Source organism: Pseudoalteromonas haloplanktis ATCC 14393 (assembly GCF_000238355.1).
Taxonomy (GTDB): Bacteria; Pseudomonadota; Gammaproteobacteria; order Enterobacterales; family Alteromonadaceae; genus Pseudoalteromonas; species Pseudoalteromonas haloplanktis.
The window spans coordinates 189,614-204,631 of the sequence record NZ_AHCA01000005.1; the positions used below are offsets into that span (position 1 = coordinate 189,614).

13 protein-coding genes are annotated in these 15,018 nt (G+C 41.1%); 3 read left to right on the plus strand and 10 right to left on the minus strand.

Features of this window, described 5'->3' with window-relative positions; genetic code table 11:
- Positions 1-231: 231 nt before the first annotated feature.
- The 8 genes from PHAL_RS0111430 to PHAL_RS0111465 form a co-directional block, all read right to left on the minus strand.
- Positions 232-471 (minus strand): hypothetical protein, encoded by a 240-nt coding sequence (locus PHAL_RS0111430; protein ID WP_016708545.1) that lies wholly within the window; start codon positions 469-471, stop codon positions 232-234.
- 18 nt (positions 472-489) lie between these two features.
- Positions 490-1,341: a pantoate--beta-alanine ligase gene (gene panC, locus PHAL_RS0111435; protein ID WP_016708546.1), complete on the minus strand. Its 852-nt coding sequence runs from the start codon at positions 1,339-1,341 to the stop codon at positions 490-492.
- Positions 1,341-2,135, minus strand: a complete 795-nt coding sequence (gene panB / locus PHAL_RS0111440; protein WP_016708547.1) for a 3-methyl-2-oxobutanoate hydroxymethyltransferase — start codon at positions 2,133-2,135, stop codon at positions 1,341-1,343. Before panB ends, panC begins: the two co-directional genes overlap by 1 nt.
- Positions 2,136-2,166: 31 nt before the next feature.
- Positions 2,167-2,652: a 2-amino-4-hydroxy-6-hydroxymethyldihydropteridine diphosphokinase gene (folK, locus tag PHAL_RS0111445; RefSeq protein ID WP_029216123.1), complete on the minus strand. Its 486-nt coding sequence runs from the start codon at positions 2,650-2,652 to the stop codon at positions 2,167-2,169.
- Between the two features lie 2 nt (positions 2,653-2,654).
- On the minus strand, positions 2,655-4,013 hold the full coding sequence (gene pcnB / locus PHAL_RS0111450; protein WP_232321854.1) for a polynucleotide adenylyltransferase PcnB: 1,359 nt from the start codon (positions 4,011-4,013) through the stop codon (positions 2,655-2,657).
- Positions 4,014-4,403: 390 nt separating this feature from the next.
- The gene (gene gluQRS, locus PHAL_RS0111455; RefSeq protein ID WP_016708551.1) at positions 4,404-5,351 is read right to left on the minus strand and encodes a tRNA glutamyl-Q(34) synthetase GluQRS; all 948 of its coding nucleotides are present in this window, start codon (positions 5,349-5,351) and stop codon (positions 4,404-4,406) included.
- 16 nt (positions 5,352-5,367) lie between these two features.
- Positions 5,368-5,811 (minus strand): RNA polymerase-binding protein DksA, encoded by a 444-nt coding sequence (gene dksA, locus PHAL_RS0111460; protein ID WP_016708552.1) that lies wholly within the window; start codon positions 5,809-5,811, stop codon positions 5,368-5,370.
- A gap of 273 nt (positions 5,812-6,084) precedes the next feature.
- Positions 6,085-7,086 carry an AraC family transcriptional regulator gene (locus PHAL_RS0111465; protein ID WP_016708553.1) on the minus strand — a complete coding sequence of 334 codons (1,002 nt, stop codon included), beginning with the start codon at positions 7,084-7,086 and terminating at the stop codon, positions 6,085-6,087.
- Between the two features lie 144 nt (positions 7,087-7,230).
- Between PHAL_RS0111465 and PHAL_RS0111470 the strand changes: the two genes are divergently transcribed.
- On the plus strand, positions 7,231-9,777 hold the full coding sequence (locus tag PHAL_RS0111470; RefSeq protein WP_016708554.1) for a penicillin acylase family protein: 2,547 nt from the start codon (positions 7,231-7,233) through the stop codon (positions 9,775-9,777).
- On the opposite strand, the gene sfsA is transcribed toward PHAL_RS0111470, so the two are convergent.
- Complete coding sequence (sfsA, locus tag PHAL_RS0111475) at positions 9,767-10,486, minus strand: DNA/RNA nuclease SfsA (RefSeq protein ID WP_016708555.1); 720 nt, start codon at positions 10,484-10,486, stop codon at positions 9,767-9,769. The genes PHAL_RS0111470 and sfsA overlap by 11 nt on opposite strands.
- 80 nt (positions 10,487-10,566) lie before the next feature.
- Between sfsA and pepB the strand changes: the two genes are divergently transcribed.
- Together pepB and PHAL_RS0111485 are read left to right on the plus strand one after the other, a co-directional pair.
- On the plus strand, positions 10,567-11,862 hold the full coding sequence (gene pepB / locus PHAL_RS0111480) for an aminopeptidase PepB (RefSeq protein ID WP_016708556.1): 1,296 nt from the start codon (positions 10,567-10,569) through the stop codon (positions 11,860-11,862).
- Between the two features lie 192 nt (positions 11,863-12,054).
- Positions 12,055-12,621 carry a phosphoribosyltransferase gene (locus PHAL_RS0111485; protein WP_016708557.1) on the plus strand — a complete coding sequence of 189 codons (567 nt, stop codon included), beginning with the start codon at positions 12,055-12,057 and terminating at the stop codon, positions 12,619-12,621.
- Between the two features lie 208 nt (positions 12,622-12,829).
- Here the strand turns inward: PHAL_RS0111485 and PHAL_RS0111490 are convergent, their stop codons facing one another.
- Positions 12,830-14,974, minus strand: a complete 2,145-nt coding sequence (locus PHAL_RS0111490; RefSeq protein ID WP_016708558.1) for a YjbH domain-containing protein — start codon at positions 14,972-14,974, stop codon at positions 12,830-12,832.
- Between the last annotated feature and the right edge of the window lie 44 nt (positions 14,975-15,018).

The window sequence follows — 15,018 nt, forward strand, 5'->3', positions numbered from 1 at the left end:
TTTAGTTTCGCTTATCGTGAGGATGATGTACTTTCTTTGTATAAGCGGGAAATAATTACATGGAATGTATGACTACTTCTTACTAATGTAAGTAGATGTTACTAGATGCAACCTTGCTCTAAAGTGAATGAAAAGGCATTTTACAGACTTTGTTTTACGGGTAATTAGCGAAGGGGAAGAGAGGGGGAACTTGCCAATCACTTTAATAATTGGCAAGTAAGTTTTAATTGATTATTGAACATTACCTAATGCTTCAGCATTTGCTTTACATTGGTTATACGCTTCAATACATTTTGTGCTACACACTTTATGAACCATACCTTCACCGGTACTTTGTTGTTCACAATTTACTTCGCATTGATAGTTTTGCTGCGCACATTGCTGCATTTCAGGGTTTTCTATCTGGCTTTGGCATCCCGCAAGTACCCCAACACAAAGCGCTATGCTTGATAATTTTAGTAATGAATTCATGTTTATCCCTAATTATTGTTATGTAATATCAACTTGCAGATTATCTATAAGCCTAACAGGGCCTAAAAATGCTGCGGCCAATATCACTAGATGGCTATCATTGAGTGTAGCTTTTTTTAGTGTATCGCGCTGCGCTATTTCAAAGTAATCTGGTTTTAGCCCCGCCTGCTGTAATCGTTGTTTAGCTTGCTGGCATATCTCAGTAAAGTCGCGCTGTCCTGCATTTAGTTGCTCAACACTCCAATTTAGCGTTCTAAATAGTTCTGTGGCGGTTTCTTTTTGAATGTCTGATAAGTAGCCATTACGAGAACTCATTGCTAAACCTGAGACTTCACGGCTGGTAGCAACACCAATGATCTCAACAGGAATTGATAAGTCGTGAGCCATGGTTTTAATCACTTGTAATTGCTGGAAGTCTTTCTCACCAAAGCAAGCGTAATCAGGTTGAACTAAGTTAAATAACTTAGTTACAACTGTGGCAACACCACGAAAATGACCTGGGCGAGAGCCTCCACAGTATCCCATGGAAATTCCCGGTACGTCCACAAAGCTTTGGGCATCTAAACCATTTGGATAAATGGTTTCCACGGTCGGTGTAAATACAATATCAGTACCTAGCTCAGCGAGCCCTTGTTTATCAGCAATTAGGGTGCGAGGGTAGTTATCTAAATCTTCGTTTGCGCCAAACTGCATTGGGTTTACGAAAATACTCACGACAACTTTATCGGCCATGTTCTTAGCTTTTTCAACTAACGAGAAGTGGCCTTGATGTAAGTTACCCATGGTCGGCACTAAGGCGACGCTTAGACCGGCTTGACGCCATGCTTTAATTTGGCTGCGTAAGGATTTTATTTCAGTGATCGACTGCATTATTTAAACTCATGTTCTGTGCTTGGAAAAGCACCGCTTTTAACATCGTTACAATACTTTTTAACTGCATCTGGCATGTTGCCTGTCTCGAGTAAAAAGTTTTTAGAAAATTTAGGAATATAACCTGCAGAGATACCCACTAAGTCATGCATAACGAGAATTTGCCCGTCGGTTTGATTACCAGCACCAATACCAATCGTTGGGATTGATACAGCTTCGGTGATTAATTTTGCAAGCTCTGTTGGAATACATTCAAGGACAATCATTTGTGCGCCAGCAGCTTCCAATGCTTTGGCATCGCTAATCATTTTCTGAGCTTGCTCTGCACCACGGCCTTGGATTTTAAAGCCGCCAAAAACATGCACAGATTGTGGTGTTAAACCTAAGTGACCACATACAGGAATACCTTGTTGAGTAAGCGCGACAATTGAGTCATATAACCATTCACCACCTTCAAGCTTGACCATATTAGCGCCTGCACGCATTAACTCAGCCGCATTTTTACAACTTTCTGCTGGGTTTGAGTAGGTCATAAATGGCATATCAGCTATAACGAATAACTCGCGGCTACCAGCGCGTACACTGCGCGTATGATATGCAATATCTTGATTTGTCACTGCTAGTGTATCGTCACCACCTTGTAACACCATGCCTAATGAATCACCAACTAAAATGACATCAACGCCGTTATCGTGAAATAACTTAGCAAAGCTTGCGTCGTAAGCAGTTAAAGCAGTGATTTTTTGCTGTTCTGCTTTCATTTTATTGAGCGTAGAAACGGTTATTTTAGACATAATATCCTCGTAGGCAATGGCCTGAAATTAATTACAGAGGTAATTGGTGTAATTCGTTTAATGCCAAAGTAGCAGTAACACTGTGCAGTGCTGTTCCATTTGGCAGCGTAATATTTGGGGCGATCTCAAGCAGTGGGTAAACCACAAACTCTCGTTCGGTCAAGCCATAATGGGGCACAATTAAGCGCTCACTCTTTATGACTTGATCGCCAAATAATAAAATATCAATATCTAAGGTGCGCGGCCCCCAGCGCTCGGCTTTTCGAACTCTGCCGTGTTGAAGTTCTATTTGTTGTGTTAAATCAAGTAGTTGCTCAGGCTGTAGTGTTGTTTTTAAGGCCGCCACGGCATTTACGTAATCAGGCTGATCTTGCGGGCCCATCGGTTTGCTTGCGTAATAATGCGAAACAGCAATAAATTCACAATCAGCTAATGCGCGCAATGCAGCTACCGCATGATCGAGTTGCGTACGTGGGCTATTTAAATTAGCCCCTAAACCTAGATAGACTGTTTGCATTTTCATTCAGATGCTGGCTTTGGGCTGCGTCGGCGAGTACGGCGACGGCCTTTGCTTGCCCCTTGATTACCTAACGCTTTCACCATGTCTTTTTGACCATTAATGTCTTGTTTTAAATAGTCAGTCCACCAGTTTGCTAATTCCTGATGTTGTTTTTCTCCGGCTTCTACACGGAGTAATAAAAAGTCGTAGGCGGCTTTAAAGCGTGGTTGCTGAGTTAAGCGGTATGCACGTTGTCCTGAGCGTTTATCTAAACGATGTTGGATATGCCAAATATCGCGGGCACCCAAAGTAAATCGCTTCGGCACTGCGATGTGCTGGGCATTTTCACTGAGTACTTTGTTCATTGCTTGCGCAAATGCATCGTATTCAGATAGTTGCTCTTGTGCTTGCAAGGTTTTAGTGATCTTTAATAATGGAAACCAAAGCAAGGCGGCAAAAATAAAGGCTGGTGTTACTTTCTTTTCTGCATTTATGCGTGCATCAGTATTGCGGAACATTTGACGAATAAAAGCAAATTCTAAGCCATCAGGGTTGCTATCTAAAATACGATCAAGCGCTGGGAATAATGCCTTGAAAAGTCCATATTTGCGTAGCATTAAAAAGTTAGCTTCAGCTTTACCATTTAAAAACAGTTTTAATGTTTCTTCAAATAAACGTGCTGGCGGTATATTATCGAGTAGGTTTGCTAATTTTGTTAATGGTTGCTCCGTTGCTGGTGCAATTGACATGTCCAACTTGGTGGCAAAACGCACTGCGCGTAGCATACGTACCGGATCTTCGCGGTAACGCGTTTGCGGATCACCAATCATTTCGATTTGTCTAGCATTGATAGCAGCTAGCCCGTTAGCATAATCATGAATTGAAAAGTCATTAATTGAGTAATATAAAGCATTGATTGAAAAATCACGACGTTCCGCATCTTCTTCAATACTACCAAATACGTTGTCTCGTAGTAGTTGACCTTGCTCATTTGATTGGCTGATTTGGTTTTTATCATCGGCAGCTTCGTGATGACCACGCATGGTGGCAACTTCGATGATCTCACGACCAAAGACAATATGCGCTAAGCGAAAACGACGACCAATTAAGCGGCAATTACGAAACAGCTTTTTAACCTGATCTGGGGTGGCATTGGTGACTACATCAAAATCTTTTGGTTGTTGACCTAACAAAATATCACGAATGCAACCACCAACGAGGTAGGCATCAAAGCCACCATCTTTAAGGCGATATAATACCTTGATTGCATTTGGGCTAAATTGTTTGCGAGAAATACCATGCTCATTGCGTCCAATTATTAAAGGCTGCGCAGAGACTTGAGTATGTTCGGCTGTTGTTGAGGCGGTTGGGCCTATGATTTGCCGACAAAATTGAAAAAGCTTGGAAATAATAATCTGTCTCCTACAGAATCTGGTTATTTGATGGACGCCATCAAAAATTAAACCAAGTATAGTCGCACTACGAGAGTGATCGCTATGCTATGTAATTACTTGGTGATACCTATTGTATTAGAGTTTCGCTTAATCTAGCGAGTTAAAGTTACCATTAACAGCATTAAAACGTTACAACAGGCTAATGTTGTAGATTTTATTTTGTTATTGAACCGTTTTAGTGGTGCTAGTATTGCTTGCTCATTTATCGCAATGGGTATTACTAAATGAATTGCACATTTAAGGTTGGCTATCATATACCAGCACAGCTCAAAAATTAAGTTGAAGGCTTTAAAATTCACCATTTTTAGCGAATTTTTATTTGTTTATATGCGTAAATAGGGTTGCTTGGCTGTGTGGGTTTTGTGAAACTTGAATTTCGGCCACTTTAGGCACGCTTTGCAAGCTGTAATGAGTGATAGCCCAGCACAGCATTTTTTCAATACTTAGTTCAATTAGTTCAGCTTGTGGGGTCAAACCTAAAAATTCAAATGCGTTGAACAGTGCCGGTTTTGGGTTGTCTTTGGCAATCGCTGGGGCATAATTTTGTTTCGATAATTTAAAACCAGGTTGTGCAACTGCTAATGGTAAATGTGCGTAATGTGGGGCTGTATGATTTAACTGTTTAAATAAGCTGAGTTGTCGAGCAGTCGGTTCAAGTAAATCAGCGCCACGCACAATATGAGTTATGCCTTGATCAATATCATCTGCAACCACCACCAATTGATAAGCAAATAAACCATCGCTGCGTTTTATTAAGTAATCTTCACGGGCTAATTCTTGGTTTATTGTTACTGCACCTTGGATAAGGTCATGATACTGGCTGATGGGGTGCTGCTGTATTAAGCGTAAGGCGCTGTGGCGTTGCGAGTGGTTTAGGTGACGGCAATGGCCTTGGTATATTCCACCGAGCGCTTTGATCTGTTTGCGTGAGCAGTGGCAAGCGTAAATAAGTTGCTGCTTATTTAATTGCTCAATGGTGTGTGCGTATAAATCGTGACGCTGGGTTTGATAGACAACCTCTTCATCCCAATGTAAGCCATAGGCTTCAAGGGTTGTTAGAATATCTTTGGCTGCCCCTTGTGCGACACGTGTGGTGTCAATGTCTTCTATTCGAACTAACCAAGTTCCCTGGTTGCTTTTAGCGTCAAGGTAACTGCCCACAGCCGCCACAAGTGAACCAAAGTGAAGTGGCCCAGAAGGTGACGGTGCAAATCGACCGCGGTAGTTGCGCGTAGGCGCAGTAATAACGGCTGTGGTAGACATTGATTAATTACAAAAATTAACCGCGTCCAGATTGTTTTTCTTTGATTTCCGCAAGTGTTTTACAGTCTACGCATAAATCCGCTGTAGGACGTGCTTCTAAACGACGAATACCAATTTCAATCCCGCACGAGTCACAAAAACCAAAATCATCTTCTTTAATGAGGATAATTGTTTTTTCAATTTTTTTGATCAGTTTACGTTCACGGTCACGAGTACGCAGTTCTAAAGAGAACTCTTCTTCTTGTGCGGCACGGTCAACTGGATCAGGGAAGTTAGCTGCTTCGTCTTGCATATGCGATTTAGTACGGTCAACTTCATTGCGTAAATCGTTGCGCCATGCTTCCAAAATAGTTCTAAAATGAGCGCGTTGTGCCTCATTCATATACTCTTCGCCCGGCTTTTCCTGATACGGTTCTAATCCGGCCTGAGCCAATAACCCTAATTTTTTTTGGTCTGGCATAACTTTCTCCTAAATCCTTAATATAATGCCCAGCTTTAGCCGGCGGCTATAAATAACAGAATCCTATGGCCTAGGCAAATTTATTTTTAATTTATTGGCTGCGGTTAAATAATTTTCACTGGTTAAAAACACAATTTGAAAAAATTATAATGGCTGTTTAACCAGTTAGCTATTTTCTAACTGGCCTAGTTATATGGGCAAAAAAATGAAAAGCAACTCAATTTTTTTACATCTCTTGTAATTACCTAGTTCTGGATGACGAATATCTTAAGGTTAATTCTGCCGCTGGCATGGTTTATAGGTTAAAAACTTTTTAGGGGTACAGCCATACCAGCGTTTAAAGGCACGTTGAAAAGCACTTTGCTCACAAAAACCTAGACGACTCGTAATCTCCAGAACACTTATTTTTTGTTGCAACATTAGTTTGGCATGGTACTTACGCAGTTCATCAACCAATTGTGAGTAACTACAGTTTTGTGAGTGTAAGTAGCGTTGAAAACTGCGTTTTTTGAACCCTAAGTGATAAGCGGCTTGATCGACGGTAGGCACGTGTGGAAAGTGAGCGGTAATAAATGCTTTGAGTTGATTAATTTCGTCGTGTTCGCTTACTAATGTACTTGCCTGAACGGCAAGTAAATACTCAAGGTCTTTATTGGCATTATGTAATGGGCTAGTTAATAAGCTACTTTTGAAACATAAGCAGTTATGGTTCGCGGAAAATTCAATAGGGCAATTAAATACAGCTTTATAAGCTCGCAAGCTCGTCGAGCTTGGTTCCAAGCGCCTAAGCTGTACTTTCTCTAGTGCTAACTCAGCTGTGTTGTAGCAGCAATGCTTAGCAAACGATAACCAACTGCTAAATAGTTCATCGACCATGTGATGTTGAATGTCGACGTTGGGTTGCCAAGTTAAATAACTTAGCGATCCTTCACTACGCAAGGTAATGGTGCCAATATTGCGAACAAGAGTGTTGAGTTTTTGAGCGTGTAATAAGACCTTTGCTAATGACTCACTGACCAATGCTATATGGCCTAGCAGTCCCCAACTTTGTGTTTTTAATGATTGCCCAAATTTTAAACCGATATGATCACACTGTAATGACTGCTCTGCGTAACTCATTAGTTGCTCATAATCTTGGACTGGAAATCGATAATTGCTTTCATCTAAATAACGAGCACGTGTTGTCAGTACGGCTGTAAGTTTGGCCGGTGCAATGCCTTGTGCTATTAAAAAGTGCACGAGTGCGCGAATAATTTGACTACTAACAACGTACATAGCGAGCTATTTTGTAGAGTGAATAACAGAGTAAGCTGCATTAGTTGGCGCGCAAAGTCAATTTTTTGCGTGAAAGGTCAAGATTTAGTTCATTTAATAAGGCAAGGTAGCCAATGGAACAAACAATAATGGATAGGAACCCCAATGAAACTTCACACACTTTCAATTAGTATTGCTGCGGCATTATTGCTCAGCGCATGTAGCTCTGATGACGATAAAAACGTTATTACGCCACCACCTGTGGTTGTGGAACCAACGCCAGAACCAGCCCCAACCATTACCGCTTTTGACGACGACAATAAGCTCGATGCTAATATTCGTTGGACTACATTTGGTGTGCCGCATATTACAGCGGATAACCTTGAAAGCTTAGCTTTTGGCAGTGGTTATGCTTATGCAAAAGATCATGCGTGTTTGTTACTCGATCAAATTGTTAAAACACGTGGTGAACGAGCTAAGTTTTATGGCCCCGATAAAGTACCGGGTAGTGGCGATTCTGCGCATTTAATTTCTGACTTTGGTTACAAAGCATTGGGCGTCAATGAGTATGCCAAAGCGCACTATAGTGAACTTAATGAAGACAGTCGTGCGCATTATGAGGGGTTTGTGCAAGGCTTTAATAAATACGTAAGCGATACAGGAGTAGATAACTTAGCTCCAGAGTGTGCATCGCAACCTTGGGTGTTCGCATTAACGCCAGAAGACATGTTGGCTTACGCTATGGCAACGGTACAATTAGCCAGTTCTGCAAATTTTCTAGATTTAGCGTTTTTAGCAAGCCCAGGTGATGGCGATGAGTATTTACCAACCCCAGTTGCATCGGCTGCAAGTGCGGTCTCCAGTGTTGTCAAAAATCTTAACCAGCAAGCAAAAAGCTTTAAATTAGAGAAAAAGTACCAGCATCTTGGCTCAAACGGTTGGGGGCTTGGTAAAGATAAAATGGCCAATGGCAAAGGAGGATTATTAGCTAACCCACATTTCCCACATGAAGGTAATTTACGGTTTTGGCAATCACATTTAACCATTCCTGGCGCTATGAATGTAATGGGGGGCAGTTTGCAAGGCATGCCAGGGGTTATCAATATTGGTTTTAATGAGCACGTTGCATGGACTCATACATTTTCTACAGCGCGACACTTTTTAATTTATCAATTAGCGTTGAATGAGAATGACCGAATGAGTTACAGCGTTGAAGGTGATAACCACACAATTACGAGCAAAAAAGTTACCGTGGAAGTGGCTGTTGCACCAGGCATGACCATTAATTTAGAGAAGGAGTTTTATTACAGCCACCATGGTTTGATGATCGAAACGCCAGCTGCAAATGGTTTAGGTTGGGATGATAGCCAAGCATTTACTATTAAAGATGCTAATGAATTTAATATGGATGTAGTTGCTCAGTGGTCGGCTTTAAACCAAGCTCGCAGCCTTGATGATATGAAAGCCTCATTTGCTCAGTTTGATGGTGTGGCGTTTAACAACACCATGGCAACAGATAAAGCAGGCAATGTATTTTATGTTGATGACAGTACGGTATTAAATGTGAGTGATACTGCTAACATGGCTATTCGTATCCAACCTGAGCTTGTTGCACTGCGAGAATCAACAGGGTTTGATTTAGTACCCGGCAATTTAAAAATATTTGAAAGTAACGGTAATGTTCCTTTTGAAAAGGCCCCGCAATTGCACCGTACCGACTATGTACAAAACTCCAACGACAGCTACTGGGTTACTAACCCTGAGCGGCCATTATTGGGTTTTGCTGCGCAATATGGTGATGTACATCAGCCGCTATCATTGCGTACTCGCATGGGATTACAGTTATTAAAAGACGGTGCTGGTGAGGATGGTTTATTTACTTTAGATGAACTCGAAACCGCACTGGTAGGCGATCGTATTTATCTTGGTGAGCTGGTGTTTGAGCAGCTTATTACACAATGTAAGGCACAAGGCGATACGCCAGTCATGCTAAGTAACGGTGATAGTATTGATTTAACTCAAGCATGTGACGTTTTAGCGCAATGGAATGGTGCTATGAATCTAGACACGAAAGGTGCAGCGCTTATTAGGGAGTTTGCACATTTATTCGATCCTAAAACCCACCTTGGTGATAACTTTGATGTAACTGATCCTGCTAATACACCAAACACCTTACGTATTGACGGCTCGGCACTGGTTACGTTGGCACATGCTGTTGCTACATTGCAAAGTAATGGTATTGCACTCGATGCAACGCTTGCGCAAATGCAATTTGTAGAGAAAACATTGGCTGGTGGTAACGCGAGTGGCGAAAAATTACCGTGGAGTGGGCCAATGCATGTTGAAGGTGGTTTTAATGTATATCGTTATGATCGCAGCGGTACCACGCGCTCAACCTTGATCCCGTATATTGATCACCAAGCACTAAATGATGCGATTACTGGCCAGCCTTTGCGCTCTAATTTAACAGCGTCAGGTTATCCAGTGAATTATGGCTCAAGTTGGATGTTTGTTATGAACTTTACCGATGATGGTCCGGTTGCTAAAGGGATATTGACGATGTCACAAAGTTCAGACTCAACCTCTGATCACTTTGATGATCAATCACGTTTTTATTCTGAAAATGCGACGCTTAGACCACTACTGTTCAAGGATGAAGATATAAACCTTAATTTGATTGGTGAGATGGACGTGTCACTAACTAAGGAATAAATGGAATTCTTTCGGCCAGAGTTACCTCTTTGGCCGAAATTTTCGCTTTATAAGCCAGTACTTCAACACCGACAGCAATTGCTTGGGTTAATAGTTGCGCGTATTTTTCATCGATATGTTTTGCCGCACTAACTTGGCTAATGCCTTCATGTAAAACAGCAAAAAATAAAACAGCACGTTGGCCTTGTGCAACCATGTCGATTAATTCGCGAATATGTTTTTGTCCGCGTAAGGTCTGCGCATCAGGAAAATAGCCTTGGCCACTCAAAGGAGAGTCTTGACTCAGTAAAGTGACAGACTTTACTTCAATATAGCAATTCGGGCGTTTAGAATCACTGAGTAAAAAATCAATACGACTGTTCTCTTGGCCGTATTTCACTTCACTTTGTAGTTGCTCATAACCACTTAACTCAGTAACCAGATTAGCGTGTAGGGCTTCTTCGACCACTTTATTGGCTACCGCCGTGTTTACACAAATTAATTGTTCAAATTGATTCTGGGTCAACTCGAGTGAATGAGGGTACTTACGTTTGGAGTTATCACTTGTTGAATAAAATGCGGCAAAGTCAGGCTCAGCGCAGCCGGTCATTTTTCCTGTATTAGCACAATGAGCTGTAAATTCAGAGCCGTCCTGTAGGCGTAAATCGGCTAAAAACCGTTTGTAGCGCTTAAGTAATGTGGCTTGTTGTAATGGCTTAGCAAATTTCATTATTTAGTCTCATTCGGTTGGGAAGTTGTGCCAGCTATAGTAGACTCAGTGTCACTATATAGCGCAAAGAGTATTCTAACATGTCTGAAAAATTTGTTGTTCAATTAAGCGAGCAGGGTGCTGCATCGCATTGGGGCGAAACCGCCATATTATCTTTCAATGAGCAAGGTGCAACCGTTCATTTAGCTGAGCAAGACACATTGATGAAAGTGCAAAAAGCCGCGCGCAGTATTGCCAATCAAGGTGTTAAGAATGTAGTACTTGCGGGTGATTGTTGGTGTACTGAAACGCAATGGGCATTTTATCAAGGTTTTGTATCACCTAAAACATTAGCTGGTGTTGAGTTTGTAGAAAATGCAAAAACCGACAGTAAAGAACTTGAGTCATTATTACGCTCTGCTACCTGGGCGCGTGAAATGATCAATGGCACGGCTGATGATATTTTTCCTGAGAGCTTAGCTGGTAAGGCGGCTGAATTTATTCAATCATTGGCGCCTGAGCATGTCAGTTATCAAATTATTAAAGGTGATGCGCTACTTGAACAGCAATGGATTGGTATTCATGCGGTTGGTCGTGGAAGTGAGCGCCCGCCAGTATTACTAGCGCTTGATTACAACCCAACAGGTAATGACAACGCACCGGTAGATGCCGCTTTAGTGGGTAAAGGGATCACTTTTGATTCGGGTGGATACTCAATTAAGGCCAGCGAAGGTATGCTAGGCATGAAGTGCGATATGGGGGGCGCAGCAACAGTGACTGCTGGCCTTGCATTAGCCATTAGCCGTGGAATTAATAAGCGTATTAAATTATTTTTATGCTGTGCTGAAAACTTGATCTCAGGTCACGCTTATAAGCTAGGTGATATTCTTACTTATAAAAATGGCACAACTGTTGAGATTGTAAATACGGACGCAGAAGGCCGTTTAGTACTTGCTGATGGCCTTATGGCTGCAGGGGAAACTGGTGCGCCACTTATTATTGATGCGGCAACACTGACTGGTGCAGCACTGGTTGCTGTTGGTCAAGAGTACAATGCTTTATTTGGCCTTGATAAAGAGTTTGTACGTGAAGTGGAAGGTTTTGCAGAGCAAGAAATGGAAGCTGCATGGCCATTACCGCTTGAAAAGTGGCATCAACAAAACTGTCCTTCGCCGTATGCTGATACTGCAAATAGTCGTGCGCAAAAAGGTGGCGGATATGGTGGTGCATCAAATGCTGCGGGCTTCTTATCGCGCTTTGTACCCAATGATGGCAAAGGTTGGGTACATATTGATTTAGCTGCGGCGTTTAATATGGGCAGTACTAGCCAGTGGGCGGCAGGCGCTACAACGGTAGGTATGCGAACCGTAGCACGTACCTTGTTAGAAAAAGCATAAATTTAATATGCGAATAAAGCGCCTACGTGTGTGAGTTACTTCACTTAGGCGCTTTTTTATTATCTGAAAAATAGTAATTACAAACTCAAACAAGCTTTTCTTATTTTTTTACTGTAAAATCACGCCCCACTTTGTTGTTCAAGGTTGCTTTACACTACACTTGAATGATCTACTTACACTGGGGTTTCTATTATGTCTGATAAGACTTACATCACAGCGCAGCAACTACTTGAAGATTCTTTTCGTGTTGCAGCACAAGTTTACCAAGATGGTTTTCGTCCTGATTTTATAATTGGCATTTGGCGAGGTGGTGCTCCAATTGGTATTGCAGTGCAAGAATACTATGATTATAAAGGAATAGAAACAGACCATATTGCAGTGCGTACGTCATCTTATTATGGTATCAACCAGCAATCTAAAGAAATAAAAGTACATGGTTTACATTATATTATTGAGAATGCCAATGCCGGTGATTCATTATTGATCGTTGATGATGTTTTTGACTCAGGTCGCAGTATTTTTGCACTAAAAGAAAAGCTATCAGAGTTGATGCGTTTAAATTTACCACAAGATATTCGCGTTGCTTGCCCATACTATAAGCCGAAAAATTCAAAAGTAGACATGAAGCCTGATTACTATATTCATGAATCAGATGAGTGGCTAGTATTCCCACATGAGCTCTCGGGTTTAACTCCTGATGAGATCATCGCTGGCAAAACGGATTTAGTAAAAATACACGATATACTGTTAGAAAAATAACTCTTCATACAGGGGAATGTTAAGCGAATTAAGTGCTTATCCATTCTAGTGGCTGAGCAAAGCGTAAACAACATTAGTGATTTTTGAGTCGCATAGTTACATGCTAAAATTCAGCTTGGTTATCACTTGGCTTATCTGCCACTGTGAATGAGCCGCAACTTAACACTCTTGGAAAAAGGCCTGAATAGGCCTTTTTTAATATGTGTTATTATTTATACGTTTCGTATGCTTCTTTTAATCGTGCTAAGTGAGCATAAACATAGCTACTCGACATACGATCTTGGTTTAGGAAAGTTTTATCGAGGTCTATAGATGATGCAGGCGTTATAGCACTTGCAGTATTAATCAAATTAACATCTTGGTTAATAATAGTATTCACACTATGAGTCCAACTTTGCGTGCCTTTAACTTGCCAATTTCCAGCATCCATATCTTTGCGAGGTGATAATGGAATACTAAAACCAATGCCTACTTTTTGGACGTCTGTATCGCTGTAGATTATTGCTAAGTTAGCATCACCAAACCAAAACTTGGTCTCGAATTTATAGCCGCTATCTTCATTCCAGAACTGCCCCCCTGTTAAATGGAAAGACACATCTTTTTCAGCCCATAAGTAACGATATGAAAGTAATGAATAATCACGTTTGTCGGTGTTGTAATCTTTATATTCGAAATAGCCAATTTCAGCTTTTAATTTATGGGCTCCAGCAGGACTTTGCCAAGCGGTTTCATTGGTGATCCCCATAAAGTCATAATAGTCTTGGAATAAGCCAACTTGAGTTTGATTATAAATATTGAACGGGAGAGAGAATGTTTGATAGGCCACAGCGCGTTTAATTCCGGTTTCCTGACGAGAGTTTGAAAAAGCCGAACCTTCTTCAAAATGATCGGAGTTAGCTACATTGACTTGACCAGTGATATTAATTCCAGCACCTTGCCATAGAGGCACGTTTAAATCAGCTTGTAGGGCTAATGAGTAGTCAAATACCCCCAGCTCGGTTGCATACCTAGATGAAAGCGATGGTGAAAATGTAACTCGCGGCACAAAGTAAGGGCTGGTGTTTGCAGCACTACCTGCCCACTTAACTGCTGTCGTGTTGTCATCACTAAATTGAGTACTGATCATTAAATCAGGGGTAATATTCTCATCGATAAAACGACGATAATTGTTTAAACGTCCACTAACTTGTAGCAACGGAATATCTAATTTTGATAAGCGAACAATAAACTCATTATTAGAGTCAGTAAAATTCTCGGTAATACGCCCTAATACGAGTCCTAAGGCATCAATTTCATTGCGATTAAATACCGAGTTTTCAAACTCAACTATGATTTTCGCATTGTCACTGATACCAACACGAATATTCTCAAATCCATCGTTGACTAAGCTATTTTTAAGGTTATGGATTTGATGGTTGTTATTTTGCTCAGTCGTAATAGTTGTTGTAGCACTATTTGTCGTTTCAGCTTGGTTTGTTGATGGTTCTTTTACAGTAGTGGGTAAACCTGGATTAGAATGGGTGGTTACAGTGAGCTCAGAAGTTGTATTTGCAGGAGCTGCTGTGTGAACTACAGGTTCTGGCGCAGGCTTTGGTTTTGTGTAATTCGCTTGCGCTTCATCACTAAGTGGCATGCTGATATTGACGCCCCAATAAGTATCATTGTCAGCAAGTTCAGTATTTGAATAAAAGCGGCTATTAAATGAAACAGTCGCAATGTCGTATAGCCACTCTTTAGGTACGGTAACACGTGCGCCTAAATTGAATGCTTCAGCATCATGTTCTGCGAGCACTGAGAGCCAACTAAAAGGTTGGTATTCAATACCTGCAAATACACCGTCTAATTGCCCTGTGAGTGTGTCTGATGCGCCTACACCGGCACTAAAGCGGAAGTCCCATAATTGTTTCGAAGCTACAGCATAAAATGCTTCATATTGATTAGCGGCACCACCGACATCTTTAGCTCCAATAGCAATACTAAACCAATCCTTTGGAATAAAAGGAACTTGATATTTGGCATTAAATGATAGATCGCGTATTTGATCTTTGTTTTCATAGCTAAATGTAATGTCGTGCATTGTTGATGAAGTAATTCGTCCGCTTACTTCTAAGCCATCAAAAAGCCCAGCAGAAAAGGTAAAGTTATGACCGTCGGTGTATTTTCCTCTAATTTCTAGCTGGTTACTATAACCAATATCAACATCACCTTTATTAATTACTTCAGCTGTAGGGGTATGAAAAATACCTGTAAATCCATTATATGCAATACCATGATTAATGTTTTGATCGGCAAAAACGGAGGTACTGGCACTAAGTGCGCAAAGCGTTGCGAGGGTTGTTTTCTTATAAGTCACGTGATTAACCAATTTAGATTAGAGTTAGGTTTTAAATCCTTAAA